This is a genomic window from Symbioplanes lichenis (assembly GCF_030709675.1).
GTDB classification, from domain to species: Bacteria; Actinomycetota; Actinomycetes; order Mycobacteriales; family Micromonosporaceae; genus Actinoplanes; species Actinoplanes lichenis.
Map to the genome: position 1 here is coordinate 13,371 of NZ_JAUZQD010000011.1, position 21,072 is coordinate 34,442.

General features: G+C 72.4%; 19 protein-coding genes. 3 read left to right on the forward strand and 16 right to left on the reverse strand.

Annotated elements, in window-relative coordinates:
* Positions 1–95: 95 nt before the first annotated feature.
* On the reverse strand, positions 96–623 hold the full coding sequence (locus RAN62_RS25540) for a flavin reductase family protein (protein ID WP_305787302.1): 528 nt from the start codon (positions 621–623) through the stop codon (positions 96–98).
* Positions 624–785: 162 nt separating this feature from the next.
* Here RAN62_RS25540 and trpS point away from each other — a divergent pair, with 162 nt between their 5' ends.
* On the forward strand, positions 786–1,763 hold the full coding sequence (gene trpS / locus RAN62_RS25545) for a tryptophan--tRNA ligase (protein ID WP_305787303.1): 978 nt from the start codon (positions 786–788) through the stop codon (positions 1,761–1,763).
* Here trpS and RAN62_RS25550 read toward each other — a convergent pair.
* From RAN62_RS25550 to RAN62_RS25605, 12 genes are all read right to left on the reverse strand, one after another.
* The gene (locus RAN62_RS25550) at positions 1,760–3,334 is read right to left on the reverse strand and encodes an ABC transporter permease (RefSeq protein ID WP_305787304.1); all 1,575 of its coding nucleotides are present in this window, start codon (positions 3,332–3,334) and stop codon (positions 1,760–1,762) included. The genes trpS and RAN62_RS25550 overlap by 4 nt on opposite strands.
* The gene (locus tag RAN62_RS25555) at positions 3,325–4,101 is read right to left on the reverse strand and encodes an ABC transporter ATP-binding protein (RefSeq protein ID WP_305787305.1); all 777 of its coding nucleotides are present in this window, start codon (positions 4,099–4,101) and stop codon (positions 3,325–3,327) included. The genes RAN62_RS25550 and RAN62_RS25555 overlap by 10 nt, the downstream gene beginning before the upstream one ends.
* A 46-nt stretch (positions 4,102–4,147) precedes the next feature.
* Complete coding sequence (locus tag RAN62_RS25560; RefSeq protein ID WP_305787306.1) at positions 4,148–4,771, reverse strand: SCO2207 family protein; 624 nt, start codon at positions 4,769–4,771, stop codon at positions 4,148–4,150.
* A 94-nt stretch (positions 4,772–4,865) separates the two neighbouring features.
* Positions 4,866–6,491, reverse strand: coding sequence for a sodium/solute symporter (locus RAN62_RS25565; RefSeq protein ID WP_305787307.1), 1,626 nt, complete (start codon positions 6,489–6,491; stop codon positions 4,866–4,868).
* A complete protein-coding gene (locus RAN62_RS41430) occupies positions 6,488–7,072 on the reverse strand; it encodes a DUF485 domain-containing protein (RefSeq protein ID WP_438874543.1) in 585 nt (194 codons plus the stop codon). Before RAN62_RS41430 ends, RAN62_RS25565 begins: the two co-directional genes overlap by 4 nt.
* A 45-nt stretch (positions 7,073–7,117) precedes the next feature.
* A complete protein-coding gene (locus tag RAN62_RS25575) occupies positions 7,118–8,800 on the reverse strand; it encodes a DUF4153 domain-containing protein (protein WP_305787308.1) in 1,683 nt (560 codons plus the stop codon).
* 117 nt (positions 8,801–8,917) lie between these two features.
* Positions 8,918–10,132, reverse strand: a complete 1,215-nt coding sequence (locus tag RAN62_RS25580; protein WP_305787309.1) for a sensor histidine kinase — start codon at positions 10,130–10,132, stop codon at positions 8,918–8,920.
* A complete protein-coding gene (locus RAN62_RS25585) occupies positions 10,129–10,827 on the reverse strand; it encodes a response regulator transcription factor (RefSeq protein WP_305787310.1) in 699 nt (232 codons plus the stop codon). Before RAN62_RS25585 ends, RAN62_RS25580 begins: the two co-directional genes overlap by 4 nt.
* 205 nt (positions 10,828–11,032) lie before the next feature.
* Complete coding sequence (locus RAN62_RS25590) at positions 11,033–11,776, reverse strand: LytR/AlgR family response regulator transcription factor (RefSeq protein WP_305787311.1); 744 nt, start codon at positions 11,774–11,776, stop codon at positions 11,033–11,035.
* Positions 11,773–12,990: a sensor histidine kinase gene (locus RAN62_RS25595; RefSeq protein ID WP_305787312.1), complete on the reverse strand. Its 1,218-nt coding sequence runs from the start codon at positions 12,988–12,990 to the stop codon at positions 11,773–11,775. The genes RAN62_RS25590 and RAN62_RS25595 overlap by 4 nt, the downstream gene beginning before the upstream one ends.
* 32 nt (positions 12,991–13,022) lie before the next feature.
* On the reverse strand, positions 13,023–14,594 hold the full coding sequence (locus RAN62_RS25600) for a sugar transferase (protein ID WP_305787313.1): 1,572 nt from the start codon (positions 14,592–14,594) through the stop codon (positions 13,023–13,025).
* 196 nt (positions 14,595–14,790) lie between these two features.
* Positions 14,791–15,651 (reverse strand): Fpg/Nei family DNA glycosylase, encoded by an 861-nt coding sequence (locus RAN62_RS25605; RefSeq protein ID WP_305787314.1) that lies wholly within the window; start codon positions 15,649–15,651, stop codon positions 14,791–14,793.
* Between the two features lie 25 nt (positions 15,652–15,676).
* Here RAN62_RS25605 and RAN62_RS25610 point away from each other — a divergent pair, with 25 nt between their 5' ends.
* Together RAN62_RS25610 and RAN62_RS25615 are read left to right on the forward strand one after the other, a co-directional pair.
* Positions 15,677–16,867: a glycosyltransferase family 4 protein gene (locus tag RAN62_RS25610; protein ID WP_305787315.1), complete on the forward strand. Its 1,191-nt coding sequence runs from the start codon at positions 15,677–15,679 to the stop codon at positions 16,865–16,867.
* A gap of 30 nt (positions 16,868–16,897) precedes the next feature.
* The gene (locus RAN62_RS25615) at positions 16,898–18,388 is read left to right on the forward strand and encodes an arylsulfotransferase family protein (protein WP_305787316.1); all 1,491 of its coding nucleotides are present in this window, start codon (positions 16,898–16,900) and stop codon (positions 18,386–18,388) included.
* Positions 18,389–18,478: 90 nt separating this feature from the next.
* Here RAN62_RS25615 and RAN62_RS25620 read toward each other — a convergent pair whose 3' ends face one another.
* From RAN62_RS25620 to RAN62_RS25630, 3 genes are all read right to left on the reverse strand, one after another.
* Positions 18,479–19,183 (reverse strand): CDP-alcohol phosphatidyltransferase family protein, encoded by a 705-nt coding sequence (locus RAN62_RS25620; RefSeq protein WP_305787317.1) that lies wholly within the window; start codon positions 19,181–19,183, stop codon positions 18,479–18,481.
* A gap of 64 nt (positions 19,184–19,247) precedes the next feature.
* Positions 19,248–20,309, reverse strand: coding sequence for an iron-containing alcohol dehydrogenase family protein (locus RAN62_RS25625; protein ID WP_305787318.1), 1,062 nt, complete (start codon positions 20,307–20,309; stop codon positions 19,248–19,250).
* Positions 20,297–21,028: a phosphocholine cytidylyltransferase family protein gene (locus RAN62_RS25630; RefSeq protein WP_305787319.1), complete on the reverse strand. Its 732-nt coding sequence runs from the start codon at positions 21,026–21,028 to the stop codon at positions 20,297–20,299. Before RAN62_RS25630 ends, RAN62_RS25625 begins: the two co-directional genes overlap by 13 nt.
* Positions 21,029–21,072 lie beyond the last annotated feature (44 nt).

The following is a 21,072-nucleotide window of genomic DNA, read 5'->3' on the forward strand; positions in this document are numbered from 1 at the left end:
ACCTTCGTGGGGTCATTTGCGGGCACCGTACGTAGCGGCGCTCCTCCCCACGCGTCACCGGTCGGCGGCTGCGCCGAGCGGTGTGCGGCGTGCGCTTACCGGTTCAACGACCGGTACCGCCCCCGGAAATGCATGAGCGGCCCGTCGGGTGCATCGTCGGCGGTCACTTTCTCGACCGTCGCTTCGATCAACAGCCCCCAGCCGTACGGGCGCTCGCCGTCCAGCCGGCACCCCGCCCACGTCGCCGCGGCCGCCGGCACGGGTCCCCACTCGGTCTCCGTCCAGTCGCCCGCGGCGAAGAGCCCGCCCGGCGCCGGCATGAGCCCGGCGAACTTGTCCGCGAGCTGCTGGTCGCCGGGCTCGAGCGGGATCACGGCGAAGCGCCCGGCCGCCGAGACGGCGTCCCAGAACTCGCTCTCCTCGTCGACCAGGCCCAGCACCCGCCCGGGGTCGCCGTCCGCGACCAGCATCGACGACACGGTGAGCCCGGCCGGCCCCGGCGCCGTCCACAGCGTGACCGGCGAGGCGAGCCGCCCCCGCAGCCGCCGCACGGGCGACTTGTCCCCGTCCGGCGTCGCGAACGGGTCACTGGAGTGGATGAAGCCGCCGTTCTCAGGAGTCACAGCAACATTCTGCCGCGCGGTAGGATCGGGGCATGACTTGCGTGCAGAGCTGGCGGCCGTCCTAGAGACGGTTGAGCTGCTGCTGTGCGCCGAGGCCGTCCGTCACGGGCGGCCTTTCTCTTTGTCCAGGGTCGCCCATGAACCCTGACAAAGGAGTATGAAATGACCGACCGCGTGCTGACCGGCGACCGGCCGACCGGGCCGCTGCACCTCGGGCACTACTTCGGGACGCTGCGCAATCGGGTCGAGCTGCAGCGGCAAGGCGCCGACATGGTCGTGATCGTCGCCGACTATCAGGTGCTGACGGATCGGGACGTGGCCGAGCGGCTGCGGGAGACCGTCGACGGGCTGCTGCTCGACTATCTGGCCGCGGGCCTTGATCCCGAGGCGACCACGGTCTTCGCGCACAGTGCCGTGCCCGCGCTCAATCAGCTGCTGCTGCCCTTCCTGAGCCTGGTCAGCGTGCCGGAGCTGCAGCGCAACCCGACCGTGAAGGACGAGATCCAGCACTCGCGGCAGAGCTCGGTGAGCGGGCTGATGTTCACCTATCCGGTGCATCAGGCGGCCGACATCCTGTTCTGCAAGGGCAACCTCGTGCCCGTGGGTCAGGACCAGATGCCGCACATCGAGATCACCCGTACGGTGGCCCGGCGCTTCAACGAGCGGTACGGCCCGGTGTTCCCGCTGCCGGAGGGGCTGCTCAGCGTCGCGCCGGTGCTGCCCGGGACGGACGGCCGGAAGATGAGCAAGAGCCGGGGCAACGCCATCGCGCTGTCGGCGACACCCGACGAGACCGCGCGACTGATCCGGGGCGCGACGACGGATGCCGACCGGCACATCACCTTCGATCCGGGGCTGCGGCCCGGCGTCTCGGGTCTCGTTCAGCTCGTGGCGCTGTGCCAGGACAGGGATCCGCACGAAGTGGCGGCCGAGATCGGGGACGCCGGGGCGGCTGCTCTGAAACGGACGGCGACCGATGCCGTGAACGAGTTCCTGGCTCCGATGCGGGAGCGGCGGGCGGCGTACGCGAAGGATCTGGGCGCGGTCCGGGAGGTGCTGCGCCGGGGCAACGAGCGCGCGAACGAGCTGGCCGATCAGACCCTCGCCGAGGTGCGCGCGGCGATGGGAACGGTCTATTAACTGATCGTAGCGAGCAACTCGGGCATCCGCCTGTCCAGGAGTGGGCCGGCCAGGCGGAGTCCGAGGGCGAGGGCCCCGATGCCGTACGCGATCCCGATCGGCAGTCCCACCCACCGCCACACGTCCGCGAGCAGCCAGCCGACCAGCTGCAGCGGCAGTGTGGCGAGGGCGGCGCCGACGAGAGCCGCAAGGCTGAGCAGGGCCTTGGCCGGCCCGGCGCCCGAGTTCATGGCGAAGGGGCTCGTCGAGTCGGGCAGGGCGTAGGCGGCCCGGACGGAGAGGGGCAGCACGATCGCGAGCCCGGCGCCGTACGCGGCGACGACCGTCCCGAAGACCGCGGGCACCCCGGCGAGCCAGTCCCCCACGACGCCCATGACCACCGTGATGACCAGCAGCGCCGGGAGGACGTACACGGAGAAGCCCGCGACCCGCGACGCCAGCTCGACGCGCCCCGGGACGCCGGCCACGACGTTGGCCGCGTAGGCGCTGCGGTCGAAGCCGAACTGGTTGGCCAGGCTGACCGCCCCGAGCGCCGCGATGAACACCAGCATCGCGCCCAGGCCGAACTCCGACGCGTCGTTGAGCAGCAGCAACGGCACGAAGACGCCGACCACGGCGAAGCTGATCAGCGTGGTGCGCCGCCGCGTCTCCCGCCACCAGTAGCGGGTCTCGCGCGCGGCCAGCGCCCCGAACCTCGTCCGCGGCAGCCAGCGCGGCACGAGCTGGCCGACCGGCGTGCGGGTCGAGGCGCGCTGCCGGCTGCCGGCGCTACCCGCGGCGCCGAGCATGGCCCGCTCCAGCGTCGCGGACCACCACCAGAGCAGGAGCGCGATGCTGCCGGCCACGATCAGGACCTTGACGGGTACGGCCCACGCGCGCCCCGCCGCGACGTCGAGCCCGAGACTGTACGGCGCCCCGAGCGGCGTCCACGCGAGGACGCCGGTGACCCGGGCGATGCCGCGCCAGTCGGCGTTCTCGGCGGCCGAGGCGGCACCGAGCTGGATCGGCCCGAGCAGCGCGGCCGTGCACGCGAGCACCACGGTCGCCCGGTCCCGGGAGCGCCGGCTGCGCAGCCCCGTCGCGAAGGCGCTGGTCATGGCCCGGCTCAGCGCGACGCAGAGGCCGAGCCCGAGGGTCACGCCGGCGAGCTCGGTGACGCCGGCCGCCACCCCGCCGAGGGCGGTCGCGCTGTGGACCAGGCCGAGGGTCGCCGCGTACGTGGCCAGGGGCGGAATGCCGACGAGAGCCGCCGCGAACAAGCCGCGCAGGAGCACCGGACGCCGCAGCGGCAGGAGGGCGAAGCGAGCGGGATCGAGCGACTCGTCCACGCCGAAGTAGAGCAGCGGCAGGAACACCCAGCCCAGCACGATCAAGCTGCCGCCGGCCGCGGCGATCAGCTCCGCGGTCCGCTGCTCGCCGAACAGCCCGGGCAGGCTGAACAGCACATAGCCGAGCACGGCGGCGAAGACGCCGAGCAGCGAGCCGATCACGAAGAGCCCGACCCGCCAGCCGCCGGCGCGCAGCCCGCCCGCGAAGAGACGCAGCTTGAGCCGGACGAACCTCACAGCCACGCGAGTTCCGACCCGGTCGCCGTGCGCCCGCCGACCACCTCGACGAAGACGTCCTCGAGCGACCGGTCGCCGCGCACCCCGGCCAGGGGACCGCCGGCGCGGATCACGCCGCCGGCCATGATCGCGACGTGGCTGCACAGCCGCTCGACCACGGCCATCACGTGGCTGGAGAAGACGACCGTGCCGCCGCCGGACACGTACCGCTGGAGAATGTCGCGGATGAGCGCGGCCGACACCGGGTCGACCGCCTCGAACGGCTCGTCCAGCACGAGCAGCCGGGGCGCGTGCAGCAGCGCGCAGGCCAGCCCGATCTTCTTCTTCATGCCCGCCGAGTAGTCCACGACCAGCGTCCGGTTGCCGGCGCCCAGCTCCAGGACGTCGAGCAGCTCGCCGCTGCGCCGGTCGACCACGTCGGCGGGCATGCCGCGCAACAGGCCGTGATAGGCGAGCAGCTCGGGGCCGGTCAGCCGGTCGAAGAGCCGGACGCCGTCGGGGAGGACGCCGATGCGGGACTTGGCGGCGGGCGGGTCGGCCCAGACGTCGTACCCGAGAATGCGGGCCTGCCCGGCGTCGGGCCGCAACAGACCGACGGCCATGGACAGGGTCGTGGTCTTGCCGGCGCCGTTCGGGCCGAGCAGGCCGAAGAAGGAGCCGGCGGGGACATCCAGGTCGATCCCGGCAACCGCGACCTTCCGGTCGAATCGCTTGACGAGGCCCCGCAGCTCGAGCGCCGGATCGGCGTGGCCGCGCTGCTGGGGGATCGTCACACCCCGCAACCTAACCGTTGGTCAGGTCCTGGGCCACCCGGACAATTCAGCCGACGCGCTCGATGACGGCACGGCGGATGAGGAACTTCCCGGCCTCGCGCACTTCTTCGAAGGCGGCGTTGTTGAGCAGGACGCAGCTGCCGGAGGGGGTGGCGACCTTGACGGTGATGCTCTTGTTGTTGTCCAGGTTGGTGACCTTGAGCGTGGTGCCGATGGGGAAGGTGCCGCTGGAGGCGGCGGGGGCGCCCGCTTCGCCGGAAAGGGTCACGGTCGAGCCCTTGCACACCACATCGCCGGTCGCGCCCTGGTCATTGCCCGCCGGGGCTTCGGTCGCCGGGGGCTTCGTTGCTTCCTGCGTGGGGGCCGTCGTGGCCTGCGCGGGCGGGGCGGCCTGGACGTCGCCCGTGCAGCCCGCGGCCGCCCGGCGCTGGTTGATCAGGTTGACCACGTCCTGGCGGTTCGCGATGCGGGCGTCCGAGAGGGCGTCGGGGTTCGCCTTCTGGTCGGCGATGAAGTTCAGGTTGTTCTGGAGCGCCTGGTCGAGCCCGGCGCAGTTCTCTCCGGCGCTGCTCATGCCCGTGCTGACCGCGAACGCCCCGCCGGCCAGCGCCGCCGCCGCGATGCCGATGATCACCTTGCGGGTGCGGCTGTTCTTGCGCCTCGAGTACATGCCTCGCTCCTTCGCGTCCGGGGCCGCGCTGCGGGTACAGCTCTGGGGATGGGCCCTGGCCCTCTATACGGAGCACTCACACAGAAAAGTTCACTTACAGTCGCAAAGATTCCGGCGTATGCAGCCGCCGCATGGTGGCGCCGATGTCATGGGGCACGCGCCGTTTCGTCAACAGCGACACCGAAATCATGACGGCGAAGGCCAGCGGTACGGTCCACGCGGCCGGCTGCCCGACGACCTCCGCCAGCCACTCCGGCAGCGGCGGGCCCAGCACGGTCAGTAACACCGCCATGATCGCCGCGCCCCCGCCGGTCAGCACCCCGGCCACCGCCCCGGCGTCCGTCAGCCCGCGCCACCAGATGCCGAGTACAAGCAGCGGGCAGAAGCTCGACGCCGCCACCGCGAAGGCCAGCCCCACGACCTGCGACACGTCCAGATCGGCGACCTGCAGGGACAGCACCACGGGCACGGCCGCCGCCAGCACCGTGGCCAGCCGGAAGTCGCGCACCGAGCCGCCCCGCTCGGCGTGCAGGACGTCCGTGAAGATGACGCCGGCGACGCTGGTGAGGAGGCCGGACGACGTGGACAGGAAGGCGGCGAGCGCCCCGGCGGTGACGAGGGCGCCGAGGAAGTGACCCAGGTGACCGCCGCCCAGGGCAGCTTCGGGAAGGAGGAGCACCACGGCGTCCGTACTGCCGGTCATCAGGAGCTGGGGCGTGTAGATCCGGCCCAGGACACCGTACGAGGTGGGTAGCAGGTAGAAGAGCCCGACCAGCGCGAGCACGACGAGGGTGGTGCGCCGGGCGGAGGCGCCGTCCGGGTTCGTGTAGAAGCGGACGAGCACATGCGGCAGCCCCATCGTGCCCAGGAAGGTCGCCAGGATCAGCGAGTAGGTCGCGAACAGCCCGGTGTCCCCGCCCGGCAGCAGCCACGCGGCGCCGTCGGCCGTGTCCACCGAGCTGACCTTCGGCACGCGGTCACCCTCGGCGAAGGTGAGCCGCTCGCCCGCGCGCACGGTGATCGTGCCGTCCAGCACGGCGTCCTGCTGCACCACGACGGTCGTCGCCGCCGGGAAGACCGGGCCGCTGGGCGGGGTGACGGCCGGTCGCCCGTCCGCCTGCCACTGCAGGATCAGGAAGATGACGGGTACGGCCAGAGCAGTCAGCTTGAGCCAGTACTGGAAGGCCTGCACGAACGTGATCGCCCGCATCCCGCCCAGCGCCACGTTGGCCGTGACGACGGCGCCGATCAGCAGCGCGCCCCACTCGTACCGGCCGCCCGCCACGGTGGTGAAGGTCAGTCCCGCCCCCTGCAGCTGCGGCACGAGATAGAGGCAGCCGATGAAGATCACGAAGACCGTCGCCAGCCGGCGCAACAGGGGCGATCGGAGACGCACCTCGCAGAAGTCGGGCAGCGTGAAGGCCCCCGACCGGCGCAGCGGTGCCGCCACGAAGAGCAGCAACGCCAGATAGCCGGCGGCGAACCCGACCGGGTACCAGAGGACGTCGACGCCGTAGCGGAGCACGAGCCCGGCCACGCCCAGGAACGACGCGGCGGACAGGTACTCGCCACTGATCGCGGCGGCGTTCCAGGCGGGGCTGACCGAGCGGGACGCCACGAGGAAGTCCGATGTGGTCCGCGCGAACCGCAGCCCGTACGCCCCGATGCCGACCGTGATCAGCACGACCACGACCAGCCCGGGCACAACGTACGGGTTCACGACTCCGGCCGCCGGATGACGGCGACGAAGTCCTGCTCGTTCCGCTCGGCCCAGCGCACGTAGGCCCACCCGACGAGCACCAGGAACGGAAAGGCCAGCACGCCCAGCAGCACCCACGGCAGGTTGACCCCGGCCACCTTCACCTGCCCGACCGCCGGCGCCACGGCGAAGAGCAGCGGCAACGCCCCGAGCCCGGCCGCCACCACGAGGCTGAGCCGCACCGCCAACGCCAGCTGCGCCCGCACGAGCCCCGCCACGAGCGCCTCCCCCACCGCCGTCAACTCCTCGAGATCCGCCCGCGTCGGATCCTCCCGTCCCGCTGCACCTGTCGCACCGGCCGCGCCGGCTCTCGGGCCGCTGGGCTCGGGGCCACGGTGGGTCCCGGCGCCGTGCGCTGTGCCGCTCGGTGCGGCGCTGCTCCTCTCCGCGTCGTTCGGCGTCGTGGTGCTGATTCGCGTTGCGTCGGCCGGGCTCGCCGTGCGTTGAGCGGGGCGGCGTTGCGTGGCCGCGTCGGCCACGTCGCCGAGGACGACGCGCGTCCGGCGGGGTGGCCGGGGCTCGGTCGCCGGCTCCTCACTCATGTCCGGCAGTCTTGCCGCCCCGCGCCCGAAGTCAAGCCCCGTCGATCAATAGCGCACCGCCGGGCATCCCACCTCCCGTCCCGGCGCCCGGTCGGCGAGCAGCTCGCGGGCCTGCTCACGACCGAGGTTCCAGCCGCGCCAGTCGTCGGGGCCGCCGGTCAGCCGCCGGGCGATCGGGGCAATCGCACACGCACGCTGCCCCGGAGGGAGCCGATCCAAGGCCGGCACCGCGTCGGCCGACAAGGTCGCCAGATAGGCCGTGTCGATGCTGCCGGTCTGCTCGAAGCGCGCGATGTTGCGATCCGCGATCAGCCGTTCGGGATTGGCGGCGGCCAGCCCCAGGAGGGCGAGCACCCCGGCGGCCACCACGGCCCGGGGCAACCACGCCGCCCGCAGCCGCACCCCGGCGCCCAGGATCATCAGGAAGACCGCGCCGAGCCACGCCTCGCAGAGCATCACGAGGACGCGCAGCCGGGTCAGCCCGTAGGTGTCGGCGTAGAGGTCCATCCGGTGCAGCGCCGACGCCACGATCACCAGCGTGAGCACCGCCAGCGCGCCGAGGACGACCCGGATCAGCACCCGGTCGGCCCGCGTGTCCCGGGGCGCCCACCGTGCCGCCCCGGCCAGCACGAGCAGCGTCAGCCCGGTGATCACGAGCAGCTGCCAGAAGCCGCCGCGGGCGTACTCCGCGTAGGTGAGACCCTCGGTGACCAGCACGTGCTGCGCGCCTCCGAAGAGGACGGTCAGCTGCACCCCCACGAACACCGCGAACAGCACCACGAGCAGCGACAACGGCATCGCCCACTCCAGCCGCCGCACCCGGCGGCGAACGCGCACACTCCGCCCGTCGGTCGGCGGCGCGGCCCGCAGATAAGCGGCCCCACCGAGCACCCCACCGGCGACGACGAAGACGAACACCCACCGCACCACGGTCACCGCGTCGACGTTCGGCACGACGTCTTCCAGCAGCCCCGCGAACGCCGCATCCGCCGAAGCGAACAGCCCTCCGAAAACCACCAGCAGCGCCAGCGAGACAGCCACGGTGACACCCACCCGCAGCCCGCCCGACCCGCGGCCGGAATCGCCGGGGGACTGAACGCCCGGCTCGTTGTCGGCGGCGGGGCCGGACGGACGATCGGTGAGTACGCCGCGTCCCACCCACGGCACGGCCCGGAAGAGGGCGCACACCGCGAGGAGCAGCACCCGGGCCAGGCTCCGGCTCGTCGGCCCACCGGCGACGGCAAGGGCGCCGGTGAGCACCGCGGCGAGCAGGCACAACACGAACAGCCAGCCGGCCGCCCGGACAGTGCCCACCGCGATCAGGAGGACGGTGGCGACGGCCCATACGTGCCGGGCGGGGTCGAGCGCCCGCGGCGGCCCGGCCACCAGCGGCGGCGGCCCACCGGACGGTCGCTGCGGCACGAGCCGCGCCACGGTCAGCGCCGCGACACCGGCGACTGCGGCGACGAGCCAGCCGGCGCCGCCCCGGGACAACGGCACGCTGATCGCGGCGACCGCGGCCGCGGCGAGCAGGGACCAGACCGTGGCCGGGGCAGCCGGGCGGCCGGGGCCGGGCCAGCTGTGCCCCCAGACGGAGAGCCGGGGCCACGGCCCGAGGACCGGCGGGAGCGGCGTCGGCCCGCCCGGGCCCTTCGAGCCGGGCGGCGGCACCTCGGGCTTGGTGGCGACCGCACTCGTCGGCGCTGGTTGGTCGGCGGGAGTGGGCATGCTGTATCCCCCTGTACGTGGCATTTGTCCCCGGAGAAGGGACAGCGGGACCCGTCCCACGACCGGCACGGATGGCCGCGGGCGGGTTGGATATGAATGAGGGCCGGTCGGCGCTCGTCAGGCGAGCGGCAGCCGCACGTGGATATGGCAGCCGGGCCGCGACCGAGGTGCCGAGAGCAGTCGATCGTGCCCGGGCGAGGCCGAGCCGTGGACACCCGCCGATGCTGCAGCGCGGGGGCCGGCGAGCGGCGGGGCGTGGTCGAGCCGTGGGGCGTGGTCGAGCGGTGGGGCGTGGTCGAGCGGGTCGGCCACGGCGATCGAGCCGCCGTGGAGCTGGGCCACCCAGCGGGCGATGGCCAGGCCGAGGCCCGTGCCGCCGTCGGTGGCGCGCTCGCCGCGGGTGAAGCGCTCGAACACGCGCTCGCGGTCGGCCGGCGGGATGCCCTCGCCCTCGTCGGAGACCGCGATGCGGAGGCAGTCGTCGTGGCGCTCGGCCCGGACGGTCACCGTGCCGCCGGGCGGGCTGTGACGGGCGGCGTTGTCGAGGAGGTTGGCGAAGAGCTGGTGGAGGCGCTCGCGGTCGCCGCCGATCGTGCAGGCCGGGGCGGTGACGGCGAAACGGACGTCGCGGCCGGTGCCGTCGGCGGTGACCCGGGCCTCGCGGACGACCTCCGCCAGGAAGGAGGGCACGTCGATCGGCCGGCGGACCAGGGGCACCACGCCCGCGTCGAGGCGGGACAGGTCGAGCAGCTCGGTGACCAGGCGGCCGAGGCGCTCGGTCTGGGCCAGCGCGGTGCGCATGGTCTCGGGCTCGGCCTCCGAGACGCCGTCGACGATGTTCTCCAGGAGGCCGCGCAGGGCGGTGATGGGCGTGCGCAGCTCGTGGGACACGTTGGCGATCAGCTCGCGGCGCTGCTGGTCGGCCGCGGCGAGGTCGGCGGCCATCTGGTTGAAGGCCGTGGCCAGCTCCCCCACCTCGTCACGGGAGGTGGCACGGACGCGCAGGGTGTAGTCGCCGCGGGCCATCGCCTTGGCCGCGACCGTCATCTCGCGCAGCGGCACGGTGGCGCCGTGGGCCATGACTTGCAGCGTCACCAGGCCCAGGGCGACCGCGACCGCGAACCAGCCGACGTCGACCCGGATCCAGTCGAGGCTCCACCAGAAGATGATCAGGCCCACGCCGCCCGCGATGCCGAGCGCGACGGTGAGCTTCGCCTTGATCGAGCGCACGGGATCGAGCGGCTGCGGCAGCCGGCCCAGCAGCCGCACGATCACCGCCGGCAACCGGAGCTGGCGGCCCAGCAGCAGGACGGGTGCGGCCGGCCGCCTCATCGGGCCACCTCCAGGGCATAACCGACCCCGTGGACCGTACGGATGAGGTCCGCTCCGATCTTGCGCCGCAGGCCCTTGATGTGGCTGTCGACCGTGCGGGTGCCGGACGCGTCGGCCCAGCCCCACACGTCGGCCAGCAGCCGCTCACGGGGCAGGACCGTGCGCGGGTGGGCGGCCAGATGCGCGAGCAGGTCGAACTCGGTCGGCGTGAGCCGCGCCTCGACCCCGGCCCGCAGCACCCGGCGCTCCGACAAATTGATCTCGAGGTCGCCGAAGCGCAGCAGCTCCGGGGCGGCCGGCGCGGCGTTGCGGACCGCGCGGCGCACCAGGGCGTGCACCCGGGCCGTCAGCTCGCGCATCGAGAAGGGCTTGGTCAGATAGTCGTCGGCGCCGACCGCCAGCCCGACGAGCAGGTCGGTCTCGTCGTCGCGGGCGGTCAGCATGAGGATCGGCACCGGCCGCTCGGCCTGCACGCGGCGGCACACCTCGAGACCGTCGAAGCCGGGCAGCATCACATCGAGCACGATCGCGTCGGGCCGGAGGCGCCGGGCGGCCTCGACCGCGCCGGGGCCGTCGGCGGCCAGGTCGACCGCGAAGCCCTCGGCCCGCAGCCGGGCGGCGACCGCCTCCGCGATCGTCCGCTCGTCCTCGACCACGAGCACCCGCCGCTGCGGAGCATCGGGCGAACCCGCCATGTCGTGCCACCTCCTCGAAGCGAGAAGACAAGTGCGGCGCACCCCCGTGGCGCGCCGACCCCGCCCCTGCGCCGAGCAGCTTATTGACTTCCCGTGCAGGCGCGGAGGGGGACTTGTGGACAACCCGTGAAGATCTGCAGCCTGTGGATAACTCTGGGGACAACCTGTGGAGGCTGTGGATAACTCTGTGGAGAAACCGGGGGACTCAGCGCGTCCAGTCGTTCTTGACCGCCCGGATCAGCCGGTCCTTGAGCTCCCGGGTGTGCCGCCGGCTCACGGGCAGCTCGGCCCCGTCGATGCTGACCACGTAACCGGACGAGGTCAGGCGCAGCTCCCGCACCAGCCGGAGCTGGACCAGGTACGAGCGGTGGATGCGCACGAACCCCGCGTCGGCCCAGCGTTCGGCGAGGGTCGCGAGCGAGACGCGTACGAGATGGGAATTGTCGGCAGTGTGCAAGCGCGCGTAGTCCCCCTGCGCCTCCACCCACCGCACCGACGACCGCGGCAGCAGCCGGGTCGTCCCCGCCAGCTCGACCGGGATGCTCGGCTCGTCCTCGCGTTTCGGCGGTGCCGGCGCCGGAGTGGCCCGCAGCCCCGCGACCCGGCGCAGCGACTCGCCCAGGCGCTCGGCCCGCACCGGTTTGCGCACATAGTCGGTGACGCCCAGGTCGAAGGCGTCCACCGCCCCGTCGTCGTAGGCCGTCACGAACACGATCGCCGGCGGCCGGGCGAAGCGGCGCAGGATCCGGGCGAGCTCCATGCCGTCGAGCCCCGGCATCCGGATGTCCAGGAACACCGCGTCGACCTCGGTGTCCCGCAGCACGCGCAGCGCCTCGGTCGCGTCGCCGGCCCGGTGCACGTACGCCACCCGGCCGTCCGCGTTGAGCAGATAGGCGAGCTCGTCCAGCGCCGGCGGCTCGTCGTCCACGGCCAGAACCACGAGACTCACGCGCGTACCCCGGGATGGAATTTCGGCACCCGCATGCTCACCTTGGTCCCCGCCCCCGGCGCTGTCTCCACGACCAGCCCGAAGCGGTCGCCGAAGACCGTGCGCAGCCGCTCGTCCACGTTCGAGAGCCCGACGTGCTGCCCGGCCTCGTCCCCCTTGCCGTTGGAGGCCGCCGCCCGCGCGACCCCCGCGGCCAGCGCCGCCGGATCCATGCCCACCCCGTCGTCCTCGACCGTGATGTGACACTCGGCACCGGCATCACGGGCTTCGATGCTCACCATACCGACGCCGGGCTTGCGCGACAGTCCGTGCCGGACGGCGTTCTCGACGAGCGGCTGCAGGCACAGGAACGGCAGCCCCACCGGCAGCACCTCCGGCGCGATCTGCAGGCGCACCTGCAGCCGGTCGCCGAAGCGGGCCCGCTCGATGGTCAGATAGCGGTCGATCGACCGCAGCTCCTCGGCGAGCGTCGTGAACTCGCCGTGCGCCCGGAACGAGTAGCGCGTGAACTCGGCGAACTCCAGGATCAGCTCCCGCGCCCGCTCGGGGTCGGTGCGGACGAAGGAGGCGATCGCGGTCAGCGCGTTGTAGATGAAGTGCGGGCTGATCTGGGCGCGCAGGGCACGGACCTCGGCCCGGGCCAGCCGCTCGCGCGAGGAGTCGAGCTCGGCCAGCGCCAGCTGCGAGCCCGCCCACCGGGCCGTCTCCATGGTCGCCTGCACCAGCCCGGGCGCCGGATGACTGTCCGCGACCGCGACGAGCGCGCCCAGGGCCTGCCCGTCCGCGCCGGTCAGAGGGGCGACCACCGCACCGCGCACGATGCAGTCGACCCGGTCGCACGGCAGGTCACCGGCGCTCAGCACGATCGACCGGTTCCCGGTGACGGCCCGGCGCGCCGCCTCGGCGAACTGGTCGCTGTGATGGCTCCCCCGTCCGTCGAAAGCGAGGCACCGCTCCGCGTCGGCGACCGTCAGCCCCGGCGCCCCGACCAGCCGGCGCAGGTGCCGGGCCGCCTTGCCCGCGGTCGCGGCAGTCAATCCCGTACGCAACGGCTCCGCCGCCAGCGAAGCGGAGTGCAACACGTCGTAGGTCGCCCGCTGCCCCGCAGTCGCGACCCCGCGCCGGGCCCGCAGCCGCAGCACCGCCACTACCGCCCCGCCGAGCGCGACCAGAACAGCGACGACCGCGACCGCGCTGCCGATCTGTCCGCCCATGCGGAGATCCTGACGGCAACGGCGGCAAACCGCTAGTAGGCGCCTTTTTGCTTGAGGACCACGCCGACCGTACGCCAGAGGATGCCCAGGTCGTAGGTGAGCGACCAGTTGTCGACGTAGTAGAGGTCGAGCCGGACCGCCTCGTCCCAGGACAGGTCGGAGCGGCCGGAGACCTGCCAGAGGCCGGTGATGCCGGGGCGCACGAGCAGGCGCCGGCGCACGTCGCCCAGGTAGTCGCCGTCGTCGGCGGGCAGGGGGCGCGGGCCGACCAACGACATCTCGCCCTTGAGCACGTTGATCAGCTGCGGGAGCTCGTCGAGGGACGTGTTGCGCAGCTTGCTGCCGAAGGCGAAGATGCGCGGGTCGTTCTTCATCTTGAAGAGCATGCCGTCGGAGTCGTTGAGCTCCTCGAGACTGGCCTTGCGCTCCTCGGCGTCGACGTACATGGTGCGGAACTTCCAGACCCGGAACGTGCGCCCCTCGTGCCCGACGCGCGGCTGGCGGAAGAACACCGGGCCGGGGTCGGAGAGCCGGATGCCGATCGCGATGACCGCGAGGATCGGCGACAGGAAGAGCAGGCCGAAGAAGGCGACCACGCGGTCGATGAGGTTCTTGACGAGCCAGCCGGGCCCGGAGAGGGTCGGCTCCTCGACGTGCAGCAGCGGCAGGCCCTCGATCGGGCGGATGTGCACGCGGGGGCCGGCGATGTCGGTGAGCTGCGGCGCGACGACCAGGTCGACGCCGGTGCCCTCGAGCTGCCAGGCCAGGCGGCGCAGCTCGCCGGGCTCCGAGCTGGCCGAGCCGCACACGGCGATCGTGTCGGCGCCGACCTCGCGGACCAGGGTGAGCACGTCCCGGCCCGCATAGACGGGGACCGGCGTCTCGATGCCGCGGGCCGCGGCGTAGCCGTCGGTGATGTGGATGGCGACCGGGATGAGGCCGGCGGCCGGGCTGCGGGTGACCGCGGTGTAGACCTCGAGCGCCTCGGGCAGCGTGCCGACCAGGATCATCCGGTGCGCGCCGTGGCCGGTCTTGCGCCGGGCGACGTGCAGGATCTGCCGGGCCGAGACGCGGCAGAAGAGGATGAAGACCAAGGCCATGATCGTGACGTAGGCGATGGTCACCCGGGACAGCTCGGTCTTGGTGCCGAAGGCGAGCAGGGAGACGGCGGCGACCACGGCGACGAAGGCCCGGACGACGCGTTTGTACTCCTCGCTGCCCAGGCCCAGGCAGCGGCGGTCGTAGCTGCCGTTGCCCCAGAGGATCACCAGCCAGCCGAGCGGCAGGCCGATGAAGGCCACGAGGTAGAAGATCTCCTCGCGGTTCTGGAAACCGGAGTTCGCCTTCTCGATGAACGTGACCGCGAGATAGCTCGCGAAGAGGGCGGAGATCAGGTCCGTGAAGACCAGGATCGCCGTGTACGGCCGGTGCCACCGGGAGAGCCGGCGGTGCTGACGCGTCCACGCGGATCGTGGCACGCCGTTACTCGGCGGTGGCTCCTGCTGCCACTCGAAGCTGTCGTACGGCATGCCGCTCCGGCTCTTGCTGGTGCTGGGCGCCGGGCGCTGGAGGCTCGTGGTCACCTCGCCTGTGTCCTCCCGCATCACGGACCGCCCGCACCGCGAACATTACGCACCGCCACGGCCCCCGGGATCCCGGCGGGGCTGTCGATGCCCCATGCGCGACGGACGACGCGTGGGGACCGGGCCACTATACCGATGGAACGACGCAGAAGAAGGTGACGTTGTGGCAGCTTTCGACGTGTCCTCACGCAATCACTGCCCGTGACGGCCGGGGGCGTCAGCGGATCAGCTTCGACATCCGGCGGTCGGCCAGCGGTTTGCCGCCGGTCTGACACGTCGGGCAGTACTGGAGACTCTTGTCCGCGAACGAGACCTCACGCACCGTGTCGCCGCAGACCGGGCACGGCAGCCCGGTGCGGGCGTGGACCCGCATCCCGGCCCGCTTCTCGCCCTTGAGCTCGGCGGCCTTCTGGCCCACCGACCGGGTCACCGCGTCGGTCTCCACCTGACGCGTGGCCTCGAAGAGCGTCGTGAGCTGCTCGTCGGTCAGCTTGCCGGTGAGCGCGAACGGCGACATCTTCGCCACGTGCAGGATCTCGTCGGAGTAGGCGTTGCCGATGCCGGCCAGCACCTCCTGGTCGGTCAGGACACCCTTGATCTGCCCGTTGCGACCCCGGATCCGCTCGGCGAACTCGTCGCGGTCGACCGCCAGGGCGTCCGGGCCCAGGCGCGCCACGCCGGGGACTTCGGCCGGATCGCGTACGAGATAGGCCGCGAGCGACTTCTGCGTGCCGGCCTCCGTCAGGTCGAAGCCGGAGCCGTCGTCCAGCCGGACCCGGATCGCGATCGGGCCGCTGCCCGGCTTGAGCGGCGCGGGCGACTTGAAGGAGTCGCGGTAGTGCAGCCAGCCGGCCCGGGCCAGATGCACGACGAGATGGATGTCGGGGCCGAGCCCGACGTCGAGGAACTTGCCGTGCCGGCCGGCCGTGGTGATCGTCAAGCCGGCGACGGCGCTCGGCGCGGGGTCATAGGTCTTCAGCGCGCTGAACGAGGACACCTCGAAGCGCTCCACAGTGTGGCCGACCGCACGCTCCCGCAGGTACGCGGCGAGCGCCTCGACCTCGGGCAGCTCTGGCACACAGACAACGGTAGCGTTTGTCGCCGTGAAGGTCGTCGTTGCGCACAACAGATACCGCGAGGCGATTCCCTCCGGGGAGAACGTCATCGTCGACACCGAGATCGCCCAGCTCGCCGAGGCCGGGGTCGACGTGCTGCCGTTCCAGCGCGCCTCCGACTCCATCGGGGACCTACCCGCCGTCGAGAAGGCGCTGCTGCCGGTGTCGCCGATCTGGGGCCGGGCCGCCCAGCGCGACCTCGCCGAGCTGCTGGAACGCGAGCGTCCCGACGTGCTGCACCTGCACAACCCGTACCCGTTGCTGTCGCCTTGGGTCGTGCGGACCGCGCACAAGCACGGCGTGCCGGTCGTGCAGACCGTGCACAACTATCGGCAGGTGTGCTCCTCCGGGCTCTACTTCCGCGACGGGCACAATTGCCACGACTGCCGAGGAAAAGCGTTCGGCTGGCCGGCCGTGCAGCACAAGTGCTACCGCGGCTCGGCGGCGCAGAGCGCGCTGATGGCGACCACGCTGGCGGTGCACCGGCCCACGTGGCGCTCGGTCGACCGCTACATCGCGCTGACCGGGCGGATCGCCGACCACCTGCGCGACTACGGCATCCCGGACGACCACATCGTCATCAAGCCCAACGGCCTGCCCGACCCGGGCGAGCCGGCCCCGCTCGGCGAGGGCTTCCTCTACGCCGCCCGGCTCTCCCCCGAGAAGGGCCTGGCCCTGCTCCTCGACGCCTGGCGCCGGCACCCCGACGGCGAGCTGGGCCCCCTGCGCATCGCCGGGGACGGTGAGCTGCGCCCGCTGGCCGAGCAGGCCGCCGCCGAGCGGGAGGACGTGACCTATCTCGGACCGCTGGACCGCGCCGGCATGACCGCCGCCCGGGACGCCGCGTCGGTCGTGGTCGCCGTGCCGACCTGGGACGACGTGCTCCCGACGGTGATCCTGGAGGCGATGGCCGCCGGGCGCCCGGTGCTGGGCACGGACGTGGGCGGGATCCCGTACCTGCTGGGGGTGGGGGAGGCCGCGGAGCCCGCGGGCTGGGCCGTGCCGCCGGACCCCACGTCGCTGGCGGCCGCGCTGCCGATCGCCCGGGCCGGGGCCGCGCTGAAGGCGAGTGCCGCGCGGGAGCGCTATCTCGGCGCCTTTCACCCCGACGTCGTCACCCGCCGGCTGCTCGGAATTTACTCCGAACTGACGGCAAATTCCCAGGTCACATCCAGATAGATCGGACTCGAAACGGGCAAGCTCGGCCGCATGACTTCTCGCCGGACGGTTCTGCTGGGCATCGGAGGAGCCGTCGTGGTGGCGGCCGCGGGCGGGGGTGTCGGCTATGCGCTGGCACCTTCCGACGATCCCGAGCCGGCTCAGCCGGCCGCGACCCCGGCGGCCTTCAAGTCGCGGCCCGACCTCAACCCGGTGCCCGTGACAATCACCACGCCCGCCACCGGTACGACGCCCGGCGTCATCATGCTGACGCCGTTCGCTACGGCGACCGGCCCGCTCATCGTGAACCAGGCGGGTCAGCCCGTCTGGTACCGCAGCGTGCCGCCGCCGGCCACGGTCGCCATCGACTTCAAGGGCCAGACCTACCGCGGCGAGCCGGTGCTGACCTGGTGGGAGGGCACGATCGGCGGCACCGGCGGCCAGGGCGTGGGGCAGGGCGAGTTCGTCGTCGCGGACAGCGCGTACCGGGAGATCACGCGGGTCCGGGCGGTCGGCAGCGAGCAGGCCGATCAGCACGACTTCGTGATCACGCCGCAGAACACGGCGCTCTTCTGGGTCTACGACCCGATCCCGTACGACCTGACGCCGCTCGGCGGGCCCGCGGACGGCGTCCTGCACGAGGGCGTCATCCAGGAGGTCGACATCGAGACCGGCGAGCGCTTGTGGCAATGGCGGTCCAGCGAGCACGTGCCGATCGACGAGTCCTATGCACCGGTGCCGACGGGGGACTCGGCCCATCTGCCGTACGACTACTTCCACGCCAACTCGGTCGGGCTGGACGCCGACGGGAACGTGCTTGTGTCGGCCCGCCACACGTGGACCACTTACAAGATCAACAAGCAGACCGGCGACATCATGTGGCGGGTGGGTGGCAAGAAGTCGTCGTTCACCGTGGCGCCGGACGCCGCGTTCAGCTGGCAGCACGACTTCCGCCGGCGCAGCGACGGGACGTACAGCGTCTTCGACAACGGCGCCGGCCTGACCCAGGAGAAGGACCACAGCCGAGGCTTGATCTTCTCGATCGACGAGAAGGCGAAGACGGTCGCCATGGTGCGCGAGTTCACGCACCCGGCCAAGCTGCTGGCGCCGACCCAGGGCAACTTCCGCGAGCTCCCGGACGGCGGCTCCTTCGTCGGCTGGGGCCAGTCGCCGTGGTTCACCGAGTACGCCCCCGACGGCACCGTGCGTCTCGACGGTCACCTGCCGCTGGACAACCAGTCGTACCGCGCCTACAAGATCGACTGGGCGGGCGCCCCGGCGGACCAGCCCGCCCTCGGCCTCCGCGTCGAGAACAACACCGTGATCGTCAACGCCAGCTGGAACGGCGCGACGGCGGTCGCCCGGTGGCGGGCGCGGTCGGGCTCGCAGCCGGGCCAGCTCGCGCAGCCGGTGGAGGCCGCGTCGGCCGGCTTCGAGACCGAGCTGACGATCCCGGGCATGGTCGAGTACGTGGCCGTGGACGCGCTGGACGCGGCCGGCCAGGTGCTGGGCACCTCGTCGGCCATCCCCGTCCGAGTGTGAAAGCGGCCCGGCCTGGCCCGGCCTGGCCCGGCCTGGCCCGGCCTGGCCCGGCCTGGCCCGGCGCGACCGGCCTGCGCCGGTCGCGCCGGATCAGCCGTTGAGGGCCTTGCGGCCGGAGAACGCGATGCTGGCGGCGAGGAAGCCGCCGTTGACCAGGGTGAACGCGCCGATCACCCAGATCGTGAACTGCGGGGCGACGGTCAGGACGACGCCGGCGAGGGCGATCACCGCGCCGTAGTCGCGGACCAGCTTGACCACGCGTACGGGCAGGGAGCTGCTCGTCACCATGCTGGACGCCTGCTCGCCGGTCTGCATGACCGAGGTGACCAGGTTGACCATCCAGGTGCCCGCGAAGGCCGCCAGCAGCCACGACGGCGTCTCCGGCACCTGGGCCGACGCCGTGGCGGACAGGGCGGCCACCAGGGCGATCTGCGCCGCCACGTCGCACAGGACGTCGACGCGGCCGCCGGCGGTGCTGGCCTGGCCGGTGACCCGGGCAAGCTGGCCGTCGGAGCAGTCCAGGGCGTAGGCGGCCTGCCAGCCCAGGAGCGCGAGCAGGCCGATCGGCCAGGCCCAGATGCGGCCGTCGGCCACCGGCTCGGCCGCCGCGACGACGATGAACGACACCAGGCAGCTCAGGCCCAGGTTGGCCACGGACAGCACGGTCGGCGCCAGCCGGTGCTTGTGGGCGAAGACGGCGACCCGGGAGCCGAGGCGCTGGCTGATCGCTTCGCTGAAGAGGCCGCCGCCCCGGTTGACGCGGTAGTAGTCGGCGGCCGTGGGCGCGCTGCCCACGGCCGTGGTGGTGTTGCTCGGAGGGACAGGGCCACCCGCCGGCGAGGGGCCGGCGGGGGGCTGGTCAGCGGTGGGCGACGGCGTCGGCATAGTCGGCCAGCTTCCTGCGGATCTCGTCCGGGGTCATGGCGAGGTGCTCGATGATCGTGTAGCGGTCGGGGCGGGTCCGCGGCGCGAACTCGATGACCTCGGCGAACTGGTCGTCGCTCAGCCCGACGTCGGCCGGCGTCCGGGGCAGCTGGTGCCGCTCGAGACAGGCCGCCATCTGGCCGAAGCGCCGCTCGTCGCCCCGCAGGAACGTGCAGAACAGCGCGCCCAGGCCAGCCAGCTCGCCGTGCGAGGCGGTGTCGGGGAAGAGCGTGTCGGTGGCGTGGATGATCTCGTGGCACCCGCCGCTGCAGGGCCGGCTGCTGCCGCTGACCGCCATCGCCAGGCCGCTGGAGATCAGCGCCTCGGCGAGGATGGTCACGAAGGCGTCGTCGGTCATGTCGCCCGGCATGGTCAGCATCGCCTCGGCGCCCATCCGGGACAGGGAGGCGGCGAGGCCGTCGATCGGCTCGCCCCGGACCTCGCGGCCCAGCTCCCAGTCGGCCAGCGCGCTGATGTTGCTGATCACGTCGCCGATGCCGGCCCGGTTGACCCGGTCCGGCCCGTTCTCGACGAAGTCGAGGTCGACGATGACGGCGATCGGGATGTGGACGCCGTAGGAGCCCTTGATGTTGTCGTTGACCAGGCTGGCGACGGGCGACGCGATGCCGTCGTTGGCCAGGCTGGTGGCGACCGACACCATCGGCAAGGCGTAGCGGGTCGCCGCGTACTTCGCCGTGTCGACGGTCTTGCCGCCGCCGATGGCGACCACGGCGTCGTACGACCGGGCGCGCAGCTTGGCCCCCAGCTCCATCGCCGCGTCCAGCGTGCCGCCCGCGGCGGTGAAGACGTCCGCCGACCCGAGCGTGGGCCGGATCAGCTCGGCGATCTTCTCGCCCTGGCCGGGGCCGACCACCACGGCGACGTCGCCGCCGGAGGAGATGCGGCCGTCGGCGAGGATGCGCCCGAGATCCGCCACGGCGCCCCGGCGGACGTCGATGTGCAGCGGGGTCTGGACGCTCCGGGCTAGTAGCGGCATGCGATGTCCCGCGCCTTGGCGAGGTCGTCGTGGTTGTCCACCTCGACCCACGGGATGTCGCCGATGGTCGCCGCGCGGATCTCGCCACCCCGGTCGGCGAACTCCTGGTAGCCGTCCTCGTAGTAGAGGTCCGGGTTCTTCTCCCAGGTGGCCTTGAGGCAGTCGGCCAGCTCGGCGGCGGCGGAGGCCTCGATGACCGTGGCCCCGATGTACTCGCCGAAGGCCGTGGACGGATCCATGAGCTTCGTAATCTTGGTGAGTCGTCCATCTTCCGAGAAGATGGTCTTCATCTCCTCGTCAGCAAGCTTCTTCACATTGTCAACGGCAAGAAGAATCCCCGGTCCGCGGTTCGCGAGGAGGGTCTGCTCGACACTCACCGGGTGGACGGTGTCGCCGTTCACCAGCAGTGCGCCCTGCGCGAAGTGGTCACGCGCGAGCCACAGGGAGTACGCGTTGTTCCACTCCTCGGCCTTGTCGTTGTGCACGAGGGTGATGGAGACGCCGTACTTCTCCTCGAAGGCAGCCTTGCGCTGCTCGACGGCGCTCGCGCAGTAACCGACCACGATTGTGACATCGGTCAGGCCCGCGGCCGCGAGGTTGCGCAGCGAGATGTCCATGATCGTGGTTTCCCCGTCGACGGGGACGAGCGCCTTCGGCAGTGTGTCCGTGTACGGACGCAGCCTGCGTCCGGCGCCGGCGGCGAGTACCAGACCGATCATGGGTGGTTCCTTCCGGTTCATTCGAGGGGGGTGCCTGCCGAGGA

Bases quoted from the DNA above. Each gene is read 5' to 3' on its own strand.
- RAN62_RS25585 (WP_305787310.1), bottom strand. From the start codon at position 10,827: ATGGCGGGTTCGCCCGATGCTCCGCAGCGGCGGGTGCTCGTGGTCGAG.
- RAN62_RS25560 (WP_305787306.1), bottom strand. From the start codon at position 4,771: ATGTACTCGAGGCGCAAGAACAGCCGCACCCGCAAGGTGATCATCGGC.
- RAN62_RS41430 (WP_438874543.1), bottom strand. From the start codon at position 7,072: ATGAGTGAGGAGCCGGCGACCGAGCCCCGGCCACCCCGCCGGACGCGC.
- RAN62_RS25580 (WP_305787309.1), bottom strand. From the start codon at position 10,132: ATGAGGCGGCCGGCCGCACCCGTCCTGCTGCTGGGCCGCCAGCTCCGG.
- RAN62_RS25625 (WP_305787318.1), bottom strand. From the start codon at position 20,309: ATGCCGCTACTAGCCCGGAGCGTCCAGACCCCGCTGCACATCGACGTC.
- RAN62_RS25575 (WP_305787308.1), bottom strand. From the start codon at position 8,800: ATGCCCACTCCCGCCGACCAACCAGCGCCGACGAGTGCGGTCGCCACC.
- RAN62_RS25600 (WP_305787313.1), bottom strand. From the start codon at position 14,594: ATGCGGGAGGACACAGGCGAGGTGACCACGAGCCTCCAGCGCCCGGCG.
- RAN62_RS25630 (WP_305787319.1), bottom strand. From the start codon at position 21,028: ATGATCGGTCTGGTACTCGCCGCCGGCGCCGGACGCAGGCTGCGTCCG.
- trpS (WP_305787303.1), top strand. From the start codon at position 786: ATGACCGACCGCGTGCTGACCGGCGACCGGCCGACCGGGCCGCTGCAC.
- RAN62_RS25595 (WP_305787312.1), bottom strand. From the start codon at position 12,990: ATGGGCGGACAGATCGGCAGCGCGGTCGCGGTCGTCGCTGTTCTGGTC.
- RAN62_RS25615 (WP_305787316.1), top strand. From the start codon at position 16,898: ATGACTTCTCGCCGGACGGTTCTGCTGGGCATCGGAGGAGCCGTCGTG.